20 protein-coding genes are annotated in these 24380 nt (G+C 67.5%); 10 read left to right on the top strand and 10 right to left on the bottom strand.

Annotation, left to right across the window (positions count from 1 at the left end):
* Positions 1–52 precede the first annotated feature (52 nt).
* Both IRT45_RS26670 and IRT45_RS26665 read left to right on the top strand, forming a co-directional pair.
* The gene (locus IRT45_RS26670; protein ID WP_194808644.1) at positions 53–1696 is read left to right on the top strand and encodes a DUF4185 domain-containing protein; all 1644 of its coding nucleotides are present in this window, start codon (positions 53–55) and stop codon (positions 1694–1696) included.
* A gap of 71 nt (positions 1697–1767) precedes the next feature.
* A complete protein-coding gene (locus IRT45_RS26665) occupies positions 1768–2583 on the top strand; it encodes a hypothetical protein (RefSeq protein WP_194808613.1) in 816 nt (271 codons plus the stop codon).
* Positions 2584–2619: 36 nt separating this feature from the next.
* Here the strand turns inward: IRT45_RS26665 and IRT45_RS26660 are convergent, their stop codons facing one another.
* Positions 2620–4068 carry a CCA tRNA nucleotidyltransferase gene (locus IRT45_RS26660; RefSeq protein ID WP_194808612.1) on the bottom strand — a complete coding sequence of 483 codons (1449 nt, stop codon included), beginning with the start codon at positions 4066–4068 and terminating at the stop codon, positions 2620–2622.
* 196 nt (positions 4069–4264) lie between these two features.
* On the opposite strand from IRT45_RS26660, the gene IRT45_RS26655 reads away from it, so the two are divergent.
* From IRT45_RS26655 to IRT45_RS26620, 8 genes are all read left to right on the top strand, one after another.
* The gene (locus IRT45_RS26655) at positions 4265–4801 is read left to right on the top strand and encodes an NUDIX hydrolase (protein ID WP_062966410.1); all 537 of its coding nucleotides are present in this window, start codon (positions 4265–4267) and stop codon (positions 4799–4801) included.
* Positions 4798–7359 (top strand): DUF6049 family protein, encoded by a 2562-nt coding sequence (locus tag IRT45_RS26650; RefSeq protein WP_194808611.1) that lies wholly within the window; start codon positions 4798–4800, stop codon positions 7357–7359. The genes IRT45_RS26655 and IRT45_RS26650 overlap by 4 nt, the downstream gene beginning before the upstream one ends.
* Before the next feature lie 1018 nt (positions 7360–8377).
* Complete coding sequence (gene murJ / locus IRT45_RS26645; RefSeq protein ID WP_228535166.1) at positions 8378–12301, top strand: murein biosynthesis integral membrane protein MurJ; 3924 nt, start codon at positions 8378–8380, stop codon at positions 12299–12301.
* A 271-nt stretch (positions 12302–12572) separates the two neighbouring features.
* On the top strand, positions 12573–13136 hold the full coding sequence (gene sigM, locus IRT45_RS26640; protein WP_063008932.1) for an RNA polymerase sigma factor SigM: 564 nt from the start codon (positions 12573–12575) through the stop codon (positions 13134–13136).
* A 181-nt stretch (positions 13137–13317) separates the two neighbouring features.
* Entirely contained in the window at positions 13318–14187 is an 870-nt protein-coding gene (locus IRT45_RS26635) for a hypothetical protein (protein ID WP_194808610.1), read from the top strand.
* A 140-nt stretch (positions 14188–14327) separates the two neighbouring features.
* Complete coding sequence (trxB, locus tag IRT45_RS26630) at positions 14328–15314, top strand: thioredoxin-disulfide reductase (protein WP_194808609.1); 987 nt, start codon at positions 14328–14330, stop codon at positions 15312–15314.
* A 54-nt stretch (positions 15315–15368) separates the two neighbouring features.
* Positions 15369–15698 carry a thioredoxin gene (trxA, locus tag IRT45_RS26625; protein WP_030514055.1) on the top strand — a complete coding sequence of 110 codons (330 nt, stop codon included), beginning with the start codon at positions 15369–15371 and terminating at the stop codon, positions 15696–15698.
* Between the two features lie 235 nt (positions 15699–15933).
* Entirely contained in the window at positions 15934–17130 is a 1197-nt protein-coding gene (locus IRT45_RS26620; RefSeq protein ID WP_194808608.1) for an N-acetylmuramoyl-L-alanine amidase, read from the top strand.
* 63 nt (positions 17131–17193) lie between these two features.
* Here the strand turns inward: IRT45_RS26620 and IRT45_RS26615 are convergent, their stop codons facing one another.
* The 9 genes from IRT45_RS26615 to rpmH form a co-directional block, all read right to left on the bottom strand.
* Entirely contained in the window at positions 17194–17934 is a 741-nt protein-coding gene (locus IRT45_RS26615; protein WP_194808607.1) for a GNAT family N-acetyltransferase, read from the bottom strand.
* Positions 17935–18126: 192 nt separating this feature from the next.
* Positions 18127–19128: a ParB/RepB/Spo0J family partition protein gene (locus IRT45_RS26610; RefSeq protein ID WP_194808606.1), complete on the bottom strand. Its 1002-nt coding sequence runs from the start codon at positions 19126–19128 to the stop codon at positions 18127–18129.
* A gap of 4 nt (positions 19129–19132) precedes the next feature.
* Complete coding sequence (locus IRT45_RS26605; RefSeq protein WP_228535174.1) at positions 19133–20134, bottom strand: ParA family protein; 1002 nt, start codon at positions 20132–20134, stop codon at positions 19133–19135.
* Between the two features lie 307 nt (positions 20135–20441).
* Positions 20442–21188, bottom strand: a complete 747-nt coding sequence (gene rsmG, locus IRT45_RS26600) for a 16S rRNA (guanine(527)-N(7))-methyltransferase RsmG (protein ID WP_194808605.1) — start codon at positions 21186–21188, stop codon at positions 20442–20444.
* A 115-nt stretch (positions 21189–21303) separates the two neighbouring features.
* The gene (locus IRT45_RS26595; RefSeq protein WP_210743953.1) at positions 21304–21876 is read right to left on the bottom strand and encodes a protein jag; all 573 of its coding nucleotides are present in this window, start codon (positions 21874–21876) and stop codon (positions 21304–21306) included.
* Between the two features lie 43 nt (positions 21877–21919).
* Positions 21920–23071 carry a membrane protein insertase YidC gene (gene yidC, locus IRT45_RS26590; RefSeq protein WP_194808604.1) on the bottom strand — a complete coding sequence of 384 codons (1152 nt, stop codon included), beginning with the start codon at positions 23069–23071 and terminating at the stop codon, positions 21920–21922.
* Positions 23072–23075: 4 nt separating this feature from the next.
* Positions 23076–23441 carry a membrane protein insertion efficiency factor YidD gene (gene yidD / locus IRT45_RS26585; RefSeq protein WP_194808603.1) on the bottom strand — a complete coding sequence of 122 codons (366 nt, stop codon included), beginning with the start codon at positions 23439–23441 and terminating at the stop codon, positions 23076–23078.
* A complete protein-coding gene (gene rnpA / locus IRT45_RS26580) occupies positions 23438–23878 on the bottom strand; it encodes a ribonuclease P protein component (protein ID WP_194808602.1) in 441 nt (146 codons plus the stop codon). The genes yidD and rnpA overlap by 4 nt, the downstream gene beginning before the upstream one ends.
* 85 nt (positions 23879–23963) lie before the next feature.
* Entirely contained in the window at positions 23964–24107 is a 144-nt protein-coding gene (gene rpmH, locus IRT45_RS26575; RefSeq protein WP_006550910.1) for a 50S ribosomal protein L34, read from the bottom strand.
* Positions 24108–24380: the final 273 nt, after the last annotated feature.

Below are 24380 nucleotides of genomic sequence, written 5' to 3'. Positions count from 1 at the left end.
AACGGCGGTGGCGCACGGCTCCCTCCGACTCGGAAAGCGCTGCGCCTCGGCGATTTTCACGCCCACGGTCACCGGATTGCTGGTGTTCGGCACACTCGCCCCCGTCCCCGCGTCGGCCGAACTCGCCCCGTGGGCGCCGCCACCGAAAAATGCCTGCGGCGAAACGGGATTCGATCCACTCGCCCGCCAGCCCGATCCGAATGCGCCTGCGCCGCCGATTCTTCCGCCGAGAATCGACATCCCAGTGCCGGTGCCGGAGATCGTGCCCGTACCCGTACCGGGCCCGCGGCCGGACAACACCCGGATCGTCCCGCAACCCCTGCCCGCGGACCCGTGCCACAACCCGTGCCCGGACATTCGCGATACACCGAAACCTCCGCCCGCCGAAGATCCTTCCGCGCCAGGCGAATCCGCACCCGGCTCCGGTTCGGCCTCCGGCTCCGACAGTGGCTCGGGCACAGGCACAGGCACAGGCTCCGGCACCGGCTCGGGTTCGAATTCCGGTCTGTTCAATCTGCCGAACATCAATATCAATCCCGAACCCGAACCGATTCCGATCCCCATCCCCGGCGGCGAACCGCCGGCGCCGGAGACGCCGCCGACACCGGTGCGGCCGTCGACCGACCCGGGCGCGGTCGCGGCGGCACCCGCGCCGCGCACGGTCGAGAACGTGAAGCTGGTCAATCAGGTGACCGGCCACGGTTCGGTCAACCGCACCGATATGCGCTGGCAGGTCGACGGGACCGATCTCGGCATCATGTGGGAGGCCGGACCGGGCAAGGTCGCGGTGGTATTCGGCGACACGTTCGGCAAGGGCTGGGAGTACGGCCAGGTCGGCGGGCCGGACTGGCGATCGAATGTGCTCGGCTTCAGCTCCGAACGGGACCTGTCCAAGGGCCTGATCATCGACGACATGGTGCAGGACAGCCGCTGCCACGCCGCCGAACTGCTGAACAGCCGCAAGATCAAGAACTTCGAGACCACGGTGATCCCCACCTCCGGATTCGCCCTCGGCGACCGGCAGTACATGAGTTACATGTCGGTCAATCACTGGAGCAGGATCCCGGGGATGTGGTGGACCAACAACGGTGGTCTGGCCTACTCCGACGACGGCGGCAGTACCTGGGTCAAGGATCAGTACGCCAAGTGGGACAACATGTTCGGCATCGATCGCTTCCAGGTCGCGACGATGGTGCCGCACGGCGACTACGTCTACATGTTCGGCACGCCCAACGGCCGCATCGGCATGATCGGCTTGGCGCGGGTGCCGAAGAAGGATGTGCTGAACAAGTCCGCGTATCAGTACTGGGTCGACGGCACCTGGGCTCCCGCGCAGGAGAACCACGCCACGCCGCTGCTTCCCGGCATCGCGGGCGAGCTGTCGGTGCGCTACGACGAGTCGAGCAAGCAGTGGCAGATGGTGTACCTGGACCCGGCTCGGCACGCGATCGTGCTGCGCACCGCGACCGAACCGCAGGGATCCTGGACCGACGGCACCCTGCTGGCCGATACGAACGACTACCCCAAGGCCTACGGCGGTTTCATCCATCCCTGGTCGACGGGGAAGGACCTCTACTTCACGATGTCGGCCTGGGACAGTTACAACGTCTACCTGATGCACGCGACGCTGAACGACCCCGCCGCATCCGAACCCGCCGATCCGGAGCCCACCGCACCGGAACCCGCCGATCCCTAGGCTCGCGCGCGGGGAAATGTCATCGACACCACCTCGCGTATTCACCGGCGGCCAGTACTCTCGAAGCAATCATGGCCACCTATTTCGATCCCAAATCCTGGTCGCCGTTGCGGGCAGTGGACCTGGGCCGGCGGCTGTTCGACCCGGAGTTGCTGGATCAGTGGACGGCTTTCACCACCGCATGGCTCGACCCGGTGGCGGATCTCGGGGCGGGTACGGTCACCGCGCTCATGCCGGATGTGCTGATGACGCTGCTCAGCGAGGGAATCCTGAGCCGCTTCGGCGGTCGGGAGGTCACCGCCACCCTGCTCGGCCACGATCTGACCGCGATTCTGCAGACCCTCAAGGTGCGCCGCCGCGGCGCCCACTTCCAGACCAAGACGGTGCTGACCGAGCTGCGCTGGAACGGACATCCGATCGAGGAGATGACGGTGATCGCGCACGGAGTGCGACTGATTCCCGGCGTCCCGACGAAGGTGCGCACCGCCGGACTCGACGTCATCGGCACCGTGACCACCGCGGCGCTGGTCGAGTGGCTCAACGAGAAGCGGCTGGACTGGGGGTTCGCGGTGCATCCGAGCGGATTGATCAGCGCGCGCCATCGCACCCGTAAATTTCAGGCCCTGGTCGACGCCGCCATCAGCGACAACATCGTCACGATCGCGGTCCACCAGGCTGCCTGGTCGGGCGTTCGGGTGCCGCGGCGCTGGGTGTCGGTGGCGCCGGTCACGCTGGCGGACCTGCCCAACGACGTGCGCATCGTGCGTGCCGACCGGCACGGCGACCGGGTGGAGTTCCGGCTCGAGCTCCCGCAGATCACCGGCTCGTTCGACCTCGGGCAGATGCGTGCGGCGATCGTTGCCGGAACCACGCTGATCGTGTTCTGAGGCCGACTCCGGACCGCCGAGTCCGGTTCCGCGGCGCTACTGTCCGCCCGCGTTCCACCATTCGAGCAGCGCGGCCTCGGCCTCGTCGCGGGTGAGCGGACCGCGATCCAGCCGCAGTTCCTTCAGATAGCGCCAGGCGCGGCCGACCTGCGGTCCCGGCTCCAGGCCGAGCAGTTCCATGATCGCGTTGCCGTCCAGGTCCGGGCGCACCCGCTGCAGATCCTCCTCCTGCTGCAGGCGTTCGATCCGGGCCTCCAGATCGTCGTAGGTCGAGCGCAGCAGTGCGGCGCGGCGCTTGTTGCGGGTGGTGCAGTCCGCGCGCACCAGTTTGTGCAGCCGCGGCAGCAGGTCGTCGGCATCGGTGACGTAGCGGCGCACCGCCGAATCGGTCCACTGGCCCTTGCCGTAGCCGTGGAAACGCAGGTGCAGGTACACCAGCCGCGCCACGTCCTCGGTGAACTGCTTCGGATATTTCAAGGCGCGCATGCGCTTTCGCACCATTTTCGCGCCGACGACCTCATGGTGATGGAAACTGACACCGCCGGCGGGCTCGTTGCGCTTGGTCGGCGGTTTGCCGATGTCGTGCAGCAGCGCGGCCCAGCGCAGCACCAGATCCGGATCGCCCTGCTCCTGATCGATGGCCTGGCGCAGCACCGTCAGCGAATGCTGATAGACGTCCTTGTGCTGATGGTGTTCATCGATCTCCAGCTTCATCGCCGGAACCTCGGGCAGCACCCGTTCGGCCAGCCCGGTCTCGCACATGATGTCGATGCCGTCGGTGGGATATTGACCGCCGATCAGCTTGTCCAGTTCGGTACGCACCCGTTCGGCGGTGATGCGGCGGATCTCGTCGGCCATCAGCGCGATTGCCACCCGCACCCGCGGCGCCACCTCGAAGCCGAGCTGGGAGACGAAGCGGGCCGCGCGCAGCATGCGCAGCGGATCGTCGTTGAACGAATCCTCCGGCGCCGCAGGCGTATCCAGCACGCCGGCCAGCAATGCGTCCATGCCGTCGAGCGGATCGACGAATTCCAGATCACCGGCCGGGCCGATACGCACGGCCATCGCGTTGACCGTGAAGTCGCGGCGCACCAGATCACCCTCGAGGCTGTCGCCGAAGGTGACCTCGGGGTTACGGGAGACGCGGTCGTAGCTGTCGCTGCGGAAGGTGGTGATCTCCAGCTGCCAGCCCGATTTCGACGCGCTCACCGTGCCGAACGCCAAACCGCCGGTGTCCCACAGATTGTCGGCCCAGCCGCGCACGATCTCCAGCACGACCTCGGGCCGGGCGTCGGTGGTGAAGTCCAGATCGGTGCCCAGCCGCCCCAGCACCGCGTCGCGCACGCTGCCGCCGACCAGGTACAGCTCGTGGCCGCGCGCGGCGAACAGACCGCCCAGCGGAGTCAGCACATCCGAGAGCCGGCCCAGGGTGATCGCCGCCGCGGCAAGCAATCGTGTCCGGCGGTCATCGTCGGGGTCGGACACGGCCCTTCCTTTCACTTGTGTGCCGTCCTCCACTTCTGCGTCAACGGACTTCGGCGAAACCACGCCGAACGCAGCTTAGTTGGTGCCCACCCGCCGGTACCCGCCCGGACCGGACGGACACCACCACCGCGGTGCGGCATGACACTCGGCATCGAACACGTTCAGTGCATCGATCCGGCGCGGCTAGACTGACCCGGTGTCTCCGGCCGATCGCGCGAACAGTCGACGCCGCCAGCCCCGGCGCCGCGGTTCGGCCGGTAATGCGGCGAAACCTCGCATGCGCACCGTCCGGGAAACCTCCGCGGGCGGATTGGTCGTCGACGGACTCGACGGGCCCGCCGACCAGCGCTGCGCCGCGCTCATCGGGCGCACCGACCGCCGCGGCCGGTTGCTGTGGTCGCTGCCGAAAGGCCATATCGAAGAGGGGGAGACGGCCGAACAGACCGCCGTCCGGGAGGTCGCCGAGGAGACCGGGATCAACGGCCGGGTGGTCGCGGAACTGGGAAGTATCGACTACTGGTTCGTCACCGAAGGCCGTCGGGTACACAAGACCGTGCACCATTACTTGATGCGGTCGTTGGGGGGTGAGCTCTCCGATGCCGACGTCGAGGTCACCAAGGTGGCCTGGGTGCCGTTGAGCGAACTCGATTCCCGGCTCGCCTACGCCGACGAACGGCGTCTGGCCGAGGTCGCGAATCGGCTGATAGATCGGATGGAGAGCGGCAGACAATGACGCGTGCGAGTCGCAGTGGGCACCGCTGGGTGCTACTGCTCGTCTCGCTGGCGCTCGCCGTATTGAGCGTGCCGTCGGCCGGGTCGAGTCATGCGCAGCCGTCCGGGTCGGGAGGTTCGACCGCCGCGCCGAAATTCCTCAAACTCACTCTCGATTCGGTGTCGCCGAGCACGATCACCACCACCAGCGATTCGGTCCTCGCGCTGACCGGCACGGTGACCAATATCGGCGACCGGGTGGTGGACGACGTCAGTGTGCGAGTGCAGCGTGGGGCGGCCATCGCCGAACCGGGTGAACTGCGGTCCACGCTGCGCCAGGATCAATCGAACTTCCCGGTCAGCGCGCAGTTCCAGGACGTCACCGACCAATTGGGGCCCGGACAGCGCAAACAGTTCACCCTGCGGATCGGGGTGCGCGAGGGCATGTCCAACGCGGCCGCCAATCCGCCGGTCACGGACTCGCTCGGCATCACCGAACCGGGTGTGTATCCGCTCCTGCTGAATGTGAACGGCGAACCGGCCTACGGCAATCAGGCGCACCTCGACGATGCGCGGTTCCTGCTGCCGGTGCTCGGCCTGCCCGCCCTGCCGAACGGTGCCGATGCCGCGGCGGAGGGGGCACAACCCGTTCCGGCCGCACCGCAGCCGCCGGTGGCGACCACTATGCTGTGGCCGCTGGCCGACCGGCCCCGCATGGTCGCCGGCATCCCCGGTTCGGTGGACGGCAAGGTGCTGCTCACCGACGACGAACTGGCCGGGGAACTGGCCGCGGGCGGCCGCTTGGATCAGCTGGTCTCGGCGCTGGAGTCGGCGCTGCGACCCGACCCCTCGCACGATTCCGGCCGCGCGGGTCCCGGGCTGGCTGGATCGCTGTGCCTGGCCGTGGACCCGGACCTGCTGCTCACCGTGTCGAAGATGACCGAGGGGTATCGGGTACTGGCCTCCCCCTCCGATCCGGACGGGCCCACGCGCGACGGCACCGGTCCGCAGGCCGCGCGGGCGTGGCTCGACCGGTTGCGTGCGCTGGCGCCGACGATGTGCACGGTGGCGCTGCCGTTCGCGCAGGTCGACCCGACCGCGCTGGCCGGCGTGCACGATGCCGATCTCCTCGCCCGCGCGCTCACCGCGCCCGCCGATATCGTCGATTCGCTGCTGTCGGTCAAATCCGTGCGCGGGGTGAGTCTGCCCGCTTCCGGAGCCATCGGATCCGATGCCGCGACCATGCTGACCGAGCGCGGTTTCACCACCGCCGTCCTCTCCGGGAATGCGGTGGCCGAGGGCGGTTCCGTCAGCACCGCAACGGGTTCCGGGCGCGGTGAGGCGACGGTGCGCAGTACCGCCTCCGTCGCCGCGGACATCACGCCGGTGGTACCGGAGATGGTGCGCCTGCCGGCCGCCGCACCGGCCAAACCCGACGCCGCGCCGCCGGCGCCCGATTCCGGGTTGAAGGTCGCGACCTTCGACATGTGGTCGGCGACCGCGCTGGCCGCGGTCGGGTCGAATCCGCCGACTCCGGCGTTCACTCCCGACCGGGTCCGGTACGCCGTCACCAACGACTCCCGCACCGCTCGACTGCAGGACGCCCTGGGCGCGCTGAGCTGGCCGGTGCTGAATACGACCGAGACCCGTCCCCGCGCCACCCTCCTGATGCCGCCGCAACAGTGGGGCGCCGACCGCGACGAGGCCGGAGCGTTGCTCTCGCACCTGGAGCTGATGTTCCGCAGTGGTCTGGCGACACCGCGTTCCTTCGCCGACCTGCTCGCCCAGCCGGTCGATCCGCGCCCGTACGACCTGGACTACTCCGGTGACGCGGCGGCACAGGCGGTGCCGGATCAGTTCGTCGCGCCGGTCGGGCAGCAGGAACATCGGATCGACGATCTGATGAGCGCCCTGGTGGAGATCCCCCAGCAGGAGCCGACACCGCGGACGTTCCTCACACCGTTGCGCGACGATCTCATCCGGGTGCTGACGCTCTCGGACCGCACCGGCACCGATTCACAGGCCGACACCGCCGCGCAACGACGACTCGAACAGACCACCCGGACCATGGACGGGCTGTTCTCCTCGGTGAGCGTGCTGCCGCCGGGCGGGGTGTACACGCTGGCCTCGGAGCAGAGCCCGCTGCTGCTGGTCGCGCGCAACGATCTGCCGGTCGCGATCCGGATCCGGTTCAAGATCGGGGCACCCGCCGAGACGAATATCACCGATATCGGTGAGCAGCAGCTTCCGGCGGAGGGTACTCGGTCGTTCCAGATTCCGACCAAGGTGAGCGACAGCCGTAACCTGGTGATTCCGATATCCCTTACCACACCGGCCGGAGTGCCTCTCGGCAATGCCACCTCGGTTTCGGTACGTTCGAACGCTTACGGTCAAGCGTTGGCGATAATTACCGCATGTGCCGGTGCACTGCTGTTCCTGCTCGCCGGTCGCCGCTTGTGGCGCCGCTTCCGGGGACAGCCCGATCCGGCCGACAAGGGTTTGGACCCGGGAAAACGACGCAGGCTCAACCGATACCTGCGCGCCCGCAAACGAGTACTGCAGGAAGAGGAGGCACAGTGAGCGACAATCGCGCAGCGGCTTACTGTGCCGACCGGGTGCGGGTGTCCCGCAGGTCACGGGGCACAGTGAGCGACAATCGCGCAGCGGCTTACTGTGCCGACCGGGTGCGGGTGTCCCGCAGGTCACGGGGCACAGTGAGCGACAATCGCGCAGCGGCTTACTGTGCCGACCGGGTGATTCACGGGCCAGCCCGAATGCCGAGCAGACCGGAGGTCCGGTGACCGAGTACGACGGCCCCGTCGTGCCCGATCAGGCCGACGACGAGCAGTTTCCGCGACGCGCGCCCGCCGCGCCGTGGGAGCGTGGACCGCGTCGGCTGAGTCCCGATCCCTCGATGCCGCCCTCGGGCGCCAACGGTGTCGCGCCCACCGGGACGCCGCCGCACCGCGTACCGCCGAACGACGCCCGGCCCGATCCGGCCGATCCGCGGCGGCCACTGAGTGGCCCGATTCCGCAGGTACCCCCCGCGGGCCGGACGCCCGGCCCGAACGGAGCACGACCCACCCCGCCGCCGCGCCGGCAGTCGCCGCCGAGCGCCCCCCTGCGCCAGACTCCGGGTGCCGGCCCGCGCCAGGTTCCGCCGGGGGCATCGCCCCGTCCGGCACCGCCGAGTTCACCCGACCGCTATCCGGGACCGCAGAATCCGCCGCGCCGGCAGAGCCCGCCGAGCGCGCCCCTGCGCCAGACGCCGCCGAACGCGCCGCGGCAGCCACTGCCGCCGAATGCACCGCCGAGCGAACCGTTCCGTCAAGTCCCCCCGACGGATCAGCGGGGTGCTCGCCCGCCGCAGGACGGCTCGCCGCCGGGACGGCCCCGTCCGCCGCAGCGCGACCCGCGCCCGCCGGCCGAGCCCCCGAATCCGGAATCTCGGTTCCGCGACCCTCAGTACCGCGAGTCCCGGAACCGGGAGATCCCACGCCGGGACGCGCAACGCCCGGATCCGCGGCGGCCCTATCCGCCGGGCCCGCCGAGCGGTCCGGTCGACCAGGTTCCGCGCGCACCCCGCGCGGAGCGGGCGATGCCACGCCACATCCCGCCCTCCGAGGCGGAGCCGCGTCGCCGGCCGGCCGGGGAGCGTCCGGCTGCTGCGCGCCCGGATTCGGCACGGCCGACACGCGCGCGCAGCGATTCGGCCGGTCCGCGCACCGCCCAGCAGGCCGTCATCGAGCAGGAGCCGGAAGACTCGTCGACTTCGCGATTGGTCCGCGATTCCGGGTCCATCGCGGTCGCCACGCTGGTCAGCCGCATCACCGGCTTCGTCAAGCAGCTGTTGCTCGTCACCGTGCTCGGCCCGGCCATCGCCAGTGCGTTCACGGTCTCCAGCACGATCCCGACCATGATCTCCGAGCTGCTGCTCGGCGCGGTGCTCACCGCCATCGTGGTGCCGACGCTGGTCCGCGCGGAGAAGGAGGATGCCGACCGCGGCGCCGCCTTCGTCCGCCGCTTGGTCACCGCGGCATTCACGGTGCTGGCCATCGGCACCGTCCTGGCCGTCGCCGCGGCACCGGTGATGACCACCCATATCTTCCTGTCCCACGACGGCAAGGTGAATACCGCGCTGACCACGGCGCTCGCCTTCCTGCTGCTGCCGGCCATCCTCTTCTACGGGATGTCGGGCCTGCTCATGGCGATCCTGAACACCCATCAGGTGTTCAAACCGGGTGCCTGGGCGCCGGTGCTGAACAACGTGGTCGTGCTGGCGATCCTGACCCTGTACGCGGTCACGCCGGGAGAGATCAGCCTCGATCCGGTCCGGATGAGCGATCCGAAGCTGCTGGTCCTCGGCGTCGGTGTGACCGTCGGTGTCATCGTTCAGATGGTGAGCCTGCTGCCGGCCATCCGGCGGCTGGGGATCGATCTGCGCCCACTGTGGGGGGTGGACGCCCGGCTCAAGCAGTTCGCCGGGATGGGCGCGGCCATCATCCTGTACGTGTTCATCAGCCAGATCGGCTGGACCATCGCCACCCGGGTCTCCTCGCATGCCGACGTCGCGGGCCCGACCATCTATCAGAACGCCTGGCTGCTGCTGCAACTGCCGTACGGCGTGCTCGGCGTGACGCTGCTGACCGCGATCATGCCGCGCCTGAGCCGCAATGCCGCCGCCGACGACAATCCGGCGGTGGTCGACGACCTCGGCGTCGCCACCCGTCTGACCATGATTTCGCTGGTCCCGGTGGTCACCTTCCTCACCATCGCGGGTCCGCAGATCGGCCAGGCGCTGTACGGATACGGCCATTTCGGCAGTTCGGATGCGGGCCGCCTGGGCGAGGCGGTCTCCTGGTCGGCGTTCACGCTGATTCCCTACGCGCTGGTGCTGATTCATCTGCGGGTGTTCTACGCGCGGGAACAGGCCTGGACACCGACTTGGATCATCCTCGGCATCACCGGCGTCAAGATCGTGTTGTCGCTGCTCACACCGGTGTTCTTCAGTGAGGATCACGTCGTCATCGCCTTGGGTGTGGCCAACGGTCTGGGCTTCGTGACCGGCGCGGTGATCGGCGGCTGGCTGCTGCATCGCAGTCTCGGCGATCTGCGGATGGCCAATGTCGGCCGGACCGTCACCCGCGTGGTGCTGGCCTCGGTGGCCGGCGCGGCGGTGACACTGATCATCGATCAGGTGCTGGGCCTGTCCCGGCTCGACGGCGGCCTCGCCTCGGTACTGCGGGTCGGCCTGGACGCGATCGTCATGTTCGGCGTCGCCTTCGGGCTGATGCGCCTGGCGGGTGTTCCGGAGATCGTCGCGCTCACGGTCGCGGTGTCGCGGCGCCTCGGCTTCACCCCGCCGGCGCCGGACCTCGGCCTGGACGACACCGCGGTCGATACGCACGACACGATGGTGCTGCCGCGTCCGGACCTCGCCGCTCCGTATTACTACCGCTACGACCCGTATACCGACGCCCAGACCATGGTGTTGCCGGTAATTCGTCCTGGTGCGGTTGACCGCACCGGCCAGGGCGAGTTCCCGTACCCTGTTCGGCAGAGAAACGCAAATGCCGGTGCTACACCGGCACAACGGACTTCGACATATCAGGGCGAAGGAGGAGCGAGGGTGAGCGACGACGCGGCGGAGGGTCAGCCTTCCGCCGAGGCTGCCGAGGCGGCAGGCGCAGTGCGCACCGACGACGTCCCGCCCGGGAGTGTTCCGCCGGCCGACCGCACTCCGGAATCCGCATCCGACCATACGGAAGCGTCGACCGCCGCTGCGGCGCCCGACGCCGAAGCCGGTGTGGACGGGTATGTCCCCGACGCACCGAACGCCGCCGACGCGGTGAGCGGCAACGGTGCGGAAGCGGTGCCGCCCGGCGCTGTGCCGCCGCGGGATCCGGCCTACGACACCGGCATGCTGCCGGTCGGTTCGCCGGAGATGCCCCCGATGCGGGTGGAACCGCCGTCCCGGCGGGTGCCGCGCGGTCCCAAACTGATTCCGGGCGCCTCCGTGGCGGGTGGTCGCTATCGGCTGCTCGCCGACCATGGCGGCGCGCGCGGACTGCGGTTCTGGCAGGCCTTGGATGTGAAACTGGACCGCGAGGTCGCGCTCACCTTCGTCGATGCCGATCAGAAGGCCACCGACAATCCCGGCCACGACGGGCCGCAGGCCATTCTTTCGCGCACGCTGCGCCTGGGCCGGATCAACTCGTCCGGCCTGGCCCGCGTGCTCGATGTGGTGCGCGGTAGTTCCGGCGGCATCGTGGTCGCGGAGTGGACTCCCGGCCGCTCGCTGCGGGAGATGGCCGAGACCATGCCCTCGCCGATCGGCGCGGCGCGGGCCATCCGTGCCCTCGCCGCGGCGGCCGAACTGGCCCATCGCGGCGGCGGTTCGTTGTCGATCGACCATCCGGACCGGGTGCGTATCAGCGCGTCCGGCGATGCGGTGCTGGCCTTCCCCGGCACCCTGGCCGATTCCGACGCGCAATCGGATGTGCGGGGGCTCGGCGCGATGCTGTACGCGCTGATCACCGCTCGCTGGCCGATCCGCACCGGCGGTGTCTCCGGATCCGCGGCGACCGTCGGCGGGCTGAAGCTAGCCGATTTCGGCAGCGACGGTTCTCCCGTGGAACCGCGTCAGATTCGTCCCGAGGTGCCGTTCGAGATCTCCGCGGTGGCGGTCCGCTCGCTCGAGGCCGACAAGGGCGTGCGGACGGCGGCGACCGTGCAGCACGTGCTCGAGCAGGCCTCGGTCGTCGACCAGAAGACCGACTTCATCCCGGTCCTGCGCCTGGGCCAGCGTGCCGTGGCGAATCCGGACGAAACCCTCGCCGATCCGGAACTGCTCGCCGCCGAGCGGGAGCGGTCGCAGCGAATGTTGTGGATCCTGGTCGGCCTGGGTGTGCTCGCGGCGCTGGTGGTCGGCGTGATCATCTGGTGGCTGTTGAGCATCTTCGCCCCGGGCTCGGCCGACGAACCGCTCAACGAACAACGCAAACTGGGCCTGACCACGGCCAGCGTCGCACCGACAACGCCGGCCGCGCAGCCCGCGGGACCCGCGCCGACCACGGCCGCCGGACTTCCGCTGCAGGCCACGGGCGTCGCGGTGTACTCCCCGGAGGGCACCCCGGACAGTCCCGGCAACGTGTCGGCGCTGCTCGACGGAAATCCGACCACCACCTGGCACACCGATCAGTACTTCCAGCAGTTTCCGGCTCTGAAGAAGGGGGTCGGGGTGCTCGCGACGCTGCCCGGCCCCAGCAAGGTGAGCAAGGTCGTCATCGATTCCGCGTCACCGGGCACGGTGGTCGAGGTGCGGACCTCGCCCACCGCGGTGCCCACCCTGGACCAGACCCAGCTCGTCGGCCAGGCCACCCTGGCCGACGGCGCCACCACGATCCCCGTGCAGTCCGATCAGCCGGCTCGCTACGTGCTGATCTGGATCACCCAGCTGGCCAACAACGGCGGCCAGTTCCAGACGTCGCTCGGCGACATTCGCTTCGAGGCAGCTTCCTGATCCGTGTCCTCGCGGCCGGCGACCCTCCCGGCCCGTCATATCGCCTCGCTCTGGTTGCTACCGATTCGTAATAAACGTTATGATTCACAGCGCGCTCTCAGCAGGGGAGCTTCCTGGGATCTGGTGTCTCGGTCCTGGATGATGCGGAATTAGCGGCCTGTCCGGTGTAGGACTTCGTGCCGCCGTGAGCGCTGTCCAAGGGGTTTGTGTGTCGTTCGAAGCGATCGCCAGTGGGGGGACACCGGAGTCGTCTGCTGTCCGTCGTCGCTCGATCGATCCGGACGAAACCACCGATTTCGAATTACTTTCCGCCCATGTCGCGGGCGACCGCGATGCTTTCGGCATTCTGTTCCGCCGTCATTACCACCGGCTCTGGCAATTGGCGCTGCGCACCTGCCGCACTCCGGAGGATGCCGCGGATTCGCTGCAGGACGCACTGCTGTCCGCGCATCGCAATGCCGCCACCTTCCGCGGGGATGCGGAGGTACGCAGCTGGCTGCATCGCATCGTGGTCAACGCGTGCCTGGATCGTATGCGGCGCAACAAGTCTCGCCCCGCGACGTCGCTGTCGGACGAGTCGGTGGCCGAACCGGCGGTGGAACGCGACGACATCGCGCAGCGCGAGGTGAAAATGGTGGTCGCCGCGGCGCTGTTCACACTGCCGCCCGATCAGCGCGCAGCGTTGGTTGCGATCGACATGGAAGGGTATACCGTAGCGGAAGCGGCGCAGTTGCTGGGCGTCGCCGAGGGGACGATCAAAAGTCGCTGCGCCCGGGGCCGTAAACGGCTGGAACAGGAATTGGAATTCCTGCGAAATCCGGGGAACCGGACGTAGCCGAGAAGCGTCATTACTAACAGACGGACAATTATTCGTTGTGCCTGCCGCCGCACCGCTGCGATGACAGGCGCTACATCATGAGGCCGGACCCGGAGAGGCGATGGACGACAAGGGCGAATTCGCCGCGCGGCGACGCCGTTCCGGGCTGTGGGGCGACGAAGCGGACACAGGAGGTGTGATGGCAGCCCGTCCGGTGCCGCACCCTCCGTTCTCCACCGATCTGCTGGCCGATCTGCACGCCGACAACGTCCCTCCCGAGCAGGCCGAGCTGCTGTGGCCCCAAGTTCGCCGGGATCCCGACGCCGTTCGTTTCCTGCACTCGCTCGACGGCGTGAGCGCCGAGTTACGCGCGCTGAGCCTGGACGACCACATCCTGCATCCGATCCCCACCGAGGTAGCGGCTCGGCTGGACGCCCTCCTCGATGAGTTGTCGCGTGGCGAGCAGCCGCAGCCGGTCGCCACCGTCCACCGTCTCTACGGCGACGGATCGGGCGGCGAGCCACCTTCGACGCGTCCGATGCCTGCTCTGGACGCGGTACCGCAGGAGGCGCTGCTCGAGGAACAACTCGAGCAGGACGCCGATGTGCCCGGCGTGGCGGACCCGGGCGAGCCGATTTCGCTGGACGGTCACCGCGCGAAGCGCCTGCGCTGGTTCACCGCGGCCGCGGCGGCGGTGGCCGTCATCGCCGGAACCCTGGTCGCCGTGGACGCGGTGACCGATCGCACGGTGAGCCCGAAGGCCCTGCCGGCCCACCACAGCGCCACCGTCGCCCTCGACGACGAGCTGTCCTCCGCGGCCGTGCTGAGTGCCATGGGCCGCAACGACGTCACCGGCGCGCTCTCGGGCCCCGGGGCCATGGCCGGCTGCGTGAAGGCCGCGGTTCCCGACCGCACGGTGCTCGGCTCGACGAATGTCACATATCGCGGTCGATCGGCCGTGCTGATTCTGCTCACCGGCCCGCGTCCGCCCAAGATCACCGCACTAGTCGTCGGGACCGGTTGCAGCCCAGCGGATCCGCAGATCCTGGAGATGCGCGATATCGGCTGACGGCGCTCGGGGTGCGCGACGGCCTCGTCGACGCCGACGTTCCCGGGCGTGACCTCGAGTACGGCCGGTCGCGGCGGGAACATCTACGTTTACCCTGTTGTTGACCGACACGCCTGTTGAACACACTTCGGAAGGGCATCATGAGCACGCCTGTACGCGATCTGATCATTGTCGGCTCCGGCCCCGCCGGCTACACCGCCGCGGTCTACGCTGCCCGGGCCGAGCTCGAACCGCTGCTGTTCGAGGGCACCCAGTTCGGTGGCGCGCTGATGACGACGACCGAGGTGGAGAACTTCCCCGGCTTCCGCGACGGCATCATGGGTCCCGATCTCATGGAAGAGATGCGTGAGCAGGCCAAGCGCTTCGGCGCGGATATCCGTACCGAGGATGTCGAGGCGATCGATCTCTCCGGCCCGATCAAGTCGGTCACGGTCGGCGGCGAGGTCTATGAGGCCTACGCGATCATCCTGGCCATGGGCTCGGCTGCCCGCTACCTGGGCGTACCGGGGGAGCAGGAGCTGCTCGGCCGCGGTGTCAGCGCCTGCGCGACCTGTGACGGCTTCTTCTTCAAGGGCCAGGACATCGTCGTGGTCGGCGGTGGCGACTCCGCGATGGAAGAGGCGACCTTCGTCACCAAATTCGCCTCCAGCGTGACCATCGTGCACCGCCGCGAGGAATTCCGCGCCTCCCGCATCATGCTCGAGCGGGCGAAGGCCAACGAGAAGATCCGCTTCCGCCTGAACTCCGAGGTGGTCCAGGTGCACGGCGACACGGCCGTGACGAGCCTCGCCCTGCGCGACACCAAGACCGGCGAAACCTCCGAACTGGCGGCCACCGGCTTGTTCGTGGCGATCGGCCACGACCCGCGCAGCGAATTGGTCCGTGGTCAGGTCGATCTCGATGCCGAGGGCTACGTGAAGGTGCGCGAGCCCGGTACCGCGACTTCGGTGGACGGCGTCTTCGCGGCCGGCGATCTGGTCGATCACACCTACCGCCAGGCCATTACCGCCGCCGGTACGGGTTGCCGTTCGGCGATCGACGCCGAGCGCTGGCTCGCCGAGAAGGGCGACATCACCAGCAACACCCTCGATAACGCCGGCAACCCGGTGGAAGTGACCGCCGGCTGATCCGCCCCGAAGCTCTCGAATATCGCGTCACCGCACATCGCTAGGAGTTCCGCCATGTCCGAAACAGCCACCAAGACCGTCACCGACGCCACCTTCGAACAGGATGTGCTCGGCAGCGACAAGCCGGTACTCGTCGACTTCTGGGCCTCCTGGTGCGGTCCGTGCAAGATGGTCGCCCCGGTGCTGGAGGAGATCGCCGCGGCACACGGCGACAAGCTCACCGTGGCGAAGGTCGATGCCGACGCCAACCCCACCAGCTCCCGTGACTACGGTGTGATGGCTCTGCCGACGATGATCCTGTTCTCCGGCGGTAAGGAAGCCAAGCGCATCGTGGGCGCCAAGGGTAAGGCCGCGCTGCTGCGCGAACTCGAGGGCATCATCTAGTTCTCCGGTCGAGGCCCCGGGTCAGGGTACGTCGCGAGCGTGCCCGCCCGGGGCCCCGATGCGGTTTCACCAGGAGGCACTCCGGGACCCGATGGCTGTGTACTATTTCGGCACCCGGAGAATTGCCGAAATACGGCTCGGGTCTGAGACAATCGACCGACGCTCCGGTCGTGCGAGGGTGTGTGCCATCGCACAAGTGGGTACCCGGGTTGGCGGAAGGAAAGGGCTCTCACGCATGCACCGACTTCGTCACGGCGATACTGGTCCAGCCGTCGCTGAGGTCCGGAGCACCCTGGCAAGTCTCGGATTCCATCCACACCCGCACGGGACCGACCGGTCCGGTGGGCAGGGGGAGTACTGGAAGGACTCCGACGCCGCCTTCGATCGTGAACTCGATTCGGCCGTACGTGCTTTCCAGCAGCAGCGCGGCCTGTTGGTCGACGGCGTCGTCGGGCCCGCCACCTATCGTGCGCTGAAGGAGGCCTCCTATCGCCTCGGCGCCCGCACCCTGATCTATCAGCTCTCGGCGCCGCTGTACGGCGACGACGTCGCCACCCTGCAACGCCGCCTGCAGGATCTGGGCTTCTACGTCCATCGCATCGACGGCTATTTCGGCCCGCACACCCACGATGCGCTCACCGCCTTCCAGCGTGAGATCGGGCTGTCCGCCGACGGCATCTGCGGTCCGGACACCCTGCGTTCGCTGGAGTTGCTCGGCGCGCGGGTCACCGGCGGGAACCCGCATCGCATCGCCGAGGAGGAGGTCGTCCACCGGGCCGGCCCGCAGCTGACCGGGAAGCGCATCGTCATCGACCCCGGAATGGGCGGCGAGGACAAGGGTTTGGCCGTGCCGACGGAATTCGGCGACGTGTACGAGTCGGAGATCCTCTGGGATCTGGCGAGCCGCCTGGAGGGCCGGATGGCCGCCACCGGTATGGAGACGTTCCTGTCCCGCCCGTGGGGCGCCAACCCGACCGACGCCGAACGCGCCGAGACCTCGAACACCTTCGATGCGGATCTGATGATCTCGCTGCGGTGTGCGGCGAATCTCAGTTCGTCCGCGGGCGGTGTGGCCAGTTTCCATTTCGGGAATTCGCACGGTTCGGTGTCGATGATCGGGCAGGTGCTGGCGGGATTCATCCAGCGCGAGATCGTGGCGCGAACCTCGTTGCAGGACTGCCGCACCCACGCCCGCACCTGGGACCTGCTGCGACTGACGAAGATGCCGACCGTCCAGGTCGATATCGGATACCTGACAAATGATTACGACGCCTCGGTATTGACCAATCCCCGGATGCGCGATGTGATCGCGGAGGCCATTCTGATTTCGGTCAAGCGGCTGTATCTGCTCGGCCAGGACGATCAGCCCACCGGCACTTATACGTTCGCCGAACTGTTGGCCGAGGAATTGGCCGCAGCCGATCGGATGTAGTTCCCGACTATCTCAGGAAGGCGCCCCCGGAATTCGATTCCGGGGGCGCCTTCCTCTTGCGCGTCAGTGGCAGGGAACGCCCGGCTGCGCCTGCATGGCGGCGGCGGCCAGCAGCTGGTCCAGAGCGCGTTCGACGTCTTCCTTCCACAGATGATCGCTGTCGAGTTCCAGGCGCAGCCGCGGGAACCGATGATGTTGTGCCACCACCGAGAATCCGACGTCCTCGAGGAAGTCCGCATCGATCATGCAGCTTTCGGGCGAGCAGGCGCTGTTTGCCTTCTGCCGGGGGGCGGAGGCGATACCGTGGCCCGGCGAGTCGATGCGCTCCATGAAGAACATGGACCGCACTCCGCGGGCCGGCAGCGCGGTCGCGGCCGGATCGGTGCGAATCCCGAAGGCCTCGATCGCTCGCACACCTCGACGGATCAGATCGCCGACGACGGCCTGAATCAGCCGATGGGCAATGTCTCCATCGTTGTGCGGCGGTTCGGCCCGCAGCGTGGTCAGCAGGACCGCGTCCGGGCTCACCGGGGAGGTGGGGAACAATGCCGCGCGCGGCACCACACTCGGCGGCGAATACAGCGCACATCCGGCCGGCTGACCGTCGACCATGGCGATCTGCCCGCAGGATCCCCATTCGAGCATCACCGTCGACAACCACGCCTCTTTTTCGAAGACGGGGTCGCTGAATTCACGGGAATCTGCCGCCACGGCCGGGTCGATCTCCCAGAACACGCATCGACGCGCATGTGCCGGAAGTTTGTCCAGTCCGCCGAGGGTTAGTGCGGTCACGCTGGTCGACACCGCTCTGCTCAGCCTCCAGCTTTCCGATTCATCTATGCTCACGCCGCATCAACATCTTCTCGCCAGCAAGAATATGCGATCAAAGCGAACGCCTCATTTCCCATCCCTTATCGATCGCGGCACATTCGGATCGGCGCGAAAAACAGCGGTGTCACAGTGACGTTTCTCGCCGAACCCCAGGGGTCTGTCTCGTCAGAGCTGTTGTTGCTCCATCAGCCCGACGATGCGCTCCAGATCGTCGACCGAACCGAACTCGACAACGATCTTGCCCTTCTTCTTGCCCATACTCACCGTCACCCTGGTGTCGAACGAATTGGCCAATCGCTCGGCGACCTTGTCCAACCCCGGTGCGTAGATCTGCCTCCGCTTGGGCGTCGGCTTCACTTCGTCTTCGGGATAGCGGTTCGCGAGAGTGACGGCCTCCTCGGTCGCACGAACCGACAACCCCTCGGCGACGATGCGTTCGGCCAACCGCTCCTGCGCCTCGGCGCCCGCTTCCAACCCGAGCAGGGCGCGAGCATGTCCGGCGGACAGCACGCCGGCCGCGACCCGTCGCTGCACCGGAATCGGCAACTTCAACAGGCGAATCATATTCGTGACGACTGGTCGGGATCGGCCGATTCGGTTCGCCAATTCCTCGTGGGTGACGCCGAATTCCTCCAGCAGCTGCTGATAGGCCGCCGCTTCTTCGAGCGGATTCAGCTGCACGCGGTGGATATTCTCCAACAGCGCATCGCGCAGCATGGCGTCGTCGGTGGTCTCGCGCACGATCGCCGGGATGGTCTCCAGGCCGGCTTCCTGGCAGGCTCGCCATCGCCGTTCACCCATCACCAGCTGATAGCGCGGAGTGGGGGAGGACTCCAGCACCCGCACCACGATCGGCTGCATCAGGCCGAATTCCCGCACCGAATGGACGAGTTCGGCGAGCGCATCCTCTTCGAAGACCTGCCGCGGCTGCTTCGGATTGCGCTCGATCTGATCCGGCGGAATCTCCCGATATACCGCACCGGCGCCCGACTCCTCGGCCGCATCGGGAACCCGATGCAGATAGGCCGACGCGGGATGCGGGCCGATCGGATCGAGTCCGATCACCGCATTGGCTGCCGCACTTCCGAGTCCCTGCACATCGGCAGGACCGGTCGGAATCAACGCGGCTAGCCCGCGCCCCAAGCCACCCTTCTTCGCCTGACTCATCGGCCTATCGACCCCTTTCCTGTGCTGCACCAGCCGTACCGACCGCAGTGCCTTCTCGGCCCGGCGTCGCTCGGCTCTGGACGACGGCCGAGCGGGCCGCGATCTCCCGCCCCGCGTCGAGATAGCTCATCGCGCCGCGGGAACCAGGATCGTAATCGAGCACGGTCATGCCGTAGCCGGGCGCCTCGGAAACCTTGACGCTGCGCGGAATCACCGAGCGCAGCACCGCGTCACCGAAGTGGCCGCGAACTTCTTCGGCAACCTGGTCGGCGAGTTTGGTCCGGCCGTCGTACATGGTGAGGACGACGGTCGAGACGTGCAGCTCCGGATTCAGATGTGCCTGCACCAGACCGATATTGCGCAGCAGCTGGCCGACGCCCTCCAGCGCGTAGTACTCACACTGGATCGGGATCATCACTTCCTTGGCCGCCACCATCGCGTTGACGGTCAGCAGGCCGAGAGAAGGCGGGCAGTCGATCATGACGTAGTCGATGTCGTAGCCCGCCAGGTTGGCCTCTTGGATGGCGGCTTTCAATCGGCCCTCACGGGCGACCATGGAAACCAATTCGATTTCGGCGCCCGCGAGATCGATCGTCGCGGGAATGCACAGCAGCCGTTCGTTGTGCGGGCTGCGCTGGATCGCGTCCTGCACCGAGATCTCACCGATCAGCAGCTCGTAGCTCGACGGCACACCGGAGTGGTGCTCCACGCCGAGCGCGGTGCTGGCATTGCCTTGCGGGTCGAGATCGATGACGAGCACCGTCATTCCCTGCAGCGCCAGCGCCGCAGCGAGATTCACGGCCGTCGTCGTCTTACCGACGCCGCCCTTCTGATTGGCGATGGTGATGATGCGTTGCTCGCGAGGCTTGGGGAGGTTGAGCGAGCCGGGGTGCAGGACCTGGCTGGCGCGATGCGCCTCGGCGGCGATGGGGGTTTCGGCGGCGGAGATATTTCCGAATGCGGTCTTGGCGAATTCATCTCCCTCGAGGCCCCCGCTGTCCAGCATTCCGGGCACCCGGGACGTTGTTTCCCGTGAAACATTCGCCGGACGGTTCGACATACAGGCTCCTAACCCCGAGAACTTCAGACACGTGCCCAGGCAGCACCGGCGCCGCATGGCTCGAACAAGCAGAACGCGGAGCTGCCGGGAACCGCGAAACCGCGCGCTCACGCTCGACGACAACTAGCTTGCCAGCACCGGCCAGAATACGGAAGTTGAACCGCGGCAATCACTATGCGACACGCGCGGAATGACTCGTCGCGAGCGTCGCATGCGGCTTCGCTGGGCGTTGTTTCACATGAAACAACGAAAGTTACTGTGCGCCTCGGGCGCGTCGATTCGCTTCCTTGTTCGCCCGCTTCTCCGCGCGCGGGACACGCTCCACGCTGAGCACCACGGTCGGGGGCGTCACGATGCCGACGCCGCATTCGAGGATCGTCGCGTGGCCGGCGCCGGCGCGCGCCAATTCCACCCGATCGCGCTCGAGCTCCTCGGCGACGCTGGATCCCTTGAGCGCCAACATATGGCCGTGCTCGTGAATCAGCGGCAGGGACCACTTCGCCAATTTGCCGAGGGGAGCGACCGCACGAGAAGTCACGTAATCCGCGCCGCCCGCTTCCTTCCGGACGTCCGGCTGTTCGGCACGACCGCGGACCACGGTGATCTCGAGACCCGCCGATTCGACGAACTCCGCCAGGAACTTGGTGCGCCGCAGCAACGGCTCGACGAGTGTGATGCGCAGATCCGGACGCGCGATGCCGAGTGGAATTCCGGGAAGTCCGGCGCCGCTACCGATATCGACAACGGAGGCCCCGAGGGGAATCAACTCACCCAGCACCGCACAGTTGAGGATGTGGCGATCCCAGAGTCGCGGCACCTCTCGCGGTCCGATCAGACCGCGTTCGACGCCCGCGGTCGCCAGCGCGGCGCAGTACTGCTCGGCCAGCGGAAGACGATCGCCGAATACCTCGGCCGCCACCGCGGGCGGCGTCAGATCGACGGAGTCACCGCCGGGGGAGTGCTGAGGTGTGGCACCCGCGCCTCGTTCCACGTGAAACATCCTTCCGGACCGTCGAAATCCATCAACGCCACTAAACACATAGAGGCCACTCAACACAAAGAGTAGGGCCCCCGGTCCGATGAACCGGGGGCCCTACCTTACCCATTCGACATTCTCAGGCCGGGATCACAACCACGTGCCGGTTGGGCTCGACACCTTCACTCTCACTCGCGACACCGTCCACGGCCGCCACGGCATCGTGAACGATCTTGCGCTCGAACGGAGTCATCGCCGCCAGCGATTCGGGCTTACCCGATTCCGCCACGCGCCGCGCCGCATCGGTTCCGAGCGCGCTCAGCTCCTCGCGACGCTTGGCCCGCCACCCGGCCACGTCGAGCATCAGGCGGCTGCGCACACCGGTCGCCTGCTGCACGGCCAGCCGGGTCAATTCCTGCAGCGCGTCCAGAACCTCACCGCGCCGACCGACGAGCTTCGACAGATCCCGCCCGCCGTCGATGCTTACGACCGCCCGGTCGCCCTCGACATCCAGATCGATATCGCCGTCGAAGTCGAGAACGTCCAGCAGTTGCTCCAGATAGTCGCCCGCGATCTCACCCTCTTCGATCAACGCCTCTTCGGCATCGGTCGGATCCGGTTCGGTCGCCTCGTCGCGGTCGTCCACCGCCGCCGCATCATCCTGCACACCGAGGGCCACAGTGGCGTCCCCTCCATCGGTCTCAACAGTCATATGTCGTTTCCTTCAATCTGAATCATCCGTCGTATCGGATCCGCTAGCGACGTCGCTTCTGATTCGCTCGACCTCTGTTGCCGGATCGCTTGCGATTACCGGGCCCTGGTGACTTACCCGACGAGCCCGACTTGCCGGAGGCCGAACCGGCCTTGGCCGAACTCGAACTCGTGGAGTCCGAAGTCGTAGCGGCGGCGGTGCCGTTGGTCGCGGCCGCGGGCTTGTCCGCGTCGGCGGCCGACGTCTCGGCGGCGCCGGATTTCTTCTTCGCGGTCGGCTTGGCACCGGGCTTCGGCGCGTTCTGCGCCTTCCGCTCGATCGCCTCTTCCTTCTTCTGCTGTTCTTCCTTGTCGATGCGCCCGAACACCAGATGTTGCTGCCCGTAGGTCCAGATGTTGTTGGACACCCAGTAGAGCAGGATCGCGATGGGCAGGAAGGGGCCACCGACGACGACACCGAGCGGGAAGACCCACAGCGCCAACTTGTTCATCAGCGCGGCTTGCGGATTCGCCGCCGCCTCCGCACTCTGGCGTGCCACCGAGGCGCGGGCGTTGAAGTGGGTCGCGAGGCCGGCGATGATCATCAGCGGAACCGCGACGACGACCATATTCCATACGTGCGGGATGCCGCCGTAATCCGCGTACGCGTCCAGGGTCGCCTTGGGGGAGGTGATCGCGGCGGAGATCGGCGCACCGAAGATACGGGCGCTCAGGAACGACTGCACATCGTGCGCGCTGAACACGTAGTTCGGCGTCATCGCGTTCTGCTCGGGCGTCATGTGTAGCTGGCCGATACCACTACCGGTGCGGTTGAACGACCGCAGCACGTGGTACAGACCGATGAACACCGGCACCTGAGCCAGCACCGGCAGACAGCCCATCAGCGGGTTGAAGCCGTGTTCCTTCTGCAGCTTCTGCATCTCGACCGCCATCTTCTGGCGGTCGTTCTTGTACTTGCGCTGCAGTTCCTTGATCTGCGGCTGCAGTTCCTGCATCTGCCGCGTGGTGCGCACCTGTTTGACGAAGGGCTTGTACAGCACCAAGCGCAGGGTGAACACCAGGAACACCACTGCCAGCGCCCAGGCGAACCCATTGCTGGCGCCCTTGTCGAAATCTCCGAGTCCGAAGACGAACCCGAAGATCCGGTGCCAGAACCAAAGGATCCAGGACACCGGGTAATAGATGAAGTCGAGCACGGCTCTATGTACTCCCGTCGGTCGTGTCGCCGGTCACCGCGCGCGGCGACCCTTTACAAGACTTGTGTTCAGCCGCCTCGTCATGGGCCCGGCTCGTCTCGTGAGCCGCTTCGGCAGCAGCCCGTTTCCGTTCCGGAACCGGGTCCCACCCACCAGGGTGCCAGGGCGCACATTTGGCCAGACGCACGGCCGTCAATCCGAGACCGACGAACAGCCCGCGAGTACGCAGAGCCGTCACCGCGTACTCGCTACAGGTCGGGGTGAAACGGCACACCGGCATGCGGGTGGGGGAGACGTAGGTCCGGTACAGCTCGATCACAAAGATCACGAGATTCGCCGGAAGCCGCGTCACCACGCGCAGGCGGTTCATGACGCATCACTCGAAGCCACCCGCGCGGCGGAGAGATCGAAGGACATTTTCCGCAGCGCGGAACGCAATTGCTGATCCAGCTCCGCCGCGGTCGCGGTCGCGGCACCGGGGAGGGCGCGGATCACGACATCGGCCTCCACCGGAAGATCGGCGACGACCCCGGCGCAGATATGACGCAGGCGGCGGGCGACGCGGTGTCGTACCACCGCGGTGCCCACCGCCTTGCTGACGATCAATCCGAAACGAGGACCACCGAAGCGTGCGAGCGATCGCGCCGCCGCATCGTCGGACCTCCCGGCATCGTCGGATCTCATGTCCGCCGATGCCGACGGCACCACCACATGCACGACGATGTCCCGTCTCCCGACTCGTCGGCCACGTCGCACCGTCCGGGAGAAGTCGGCACGATGATGCAGCCGGTACGGCTCAGGCAACACCCGAGTGTCCGAGCACGTAACGGGTGAACGGAAGCAGCGAGACGATCGACGAGTCAGGCATGGCGGCGATGCCGATGCCGTGCGATCAGGCCGTCAGAGAAGCGCGGCCCTTGCGACGGCGCGCCGACACGATCGCGCGCCCGGCACGGGTGCGCATCCGGAGGCGGAAGCCGTGGACCCGCGCACGACGACGGTTGTTCGGCTGGAACGTCCGCTTGCCCTTGGCCACGGTCAACACTCCTCGAGTTGGTGGGCGCCAGGCGGCGCCCGAAGCTGTTCGGTGAAACGTATGTGGTCGCGATGAAAACTGGTCTTCATCGGCACAACGCCCATTGCGTGGTGGTCCCGCTGGATCGGTGATTCGACCGGGCAGCGGGCAGCCAACACCGCGTCAACGGGTGACTGTACGAGGGTACTGATCAGCCAGGAGAGGGTCAAACTCGGGGTCCCTCATGAGACGCCCGCCACTGAATCCGGGCGGCGACAGCCGTTCACACCGGGC

Source organism: Nocardia sp. BSTN01 (assembly GCF_015354405.1).
Classification (GTDB): Bacteria; Actinomycetota; Actinomycetes; order Mycobacteriales; family Mycobacteriaceae; genus Nocardia.
The sequence above is the reverse complement of the archived record's forward strand: the minus strand, read 5'-3'. Positions and strand labels throughout refer to the sequence as shown.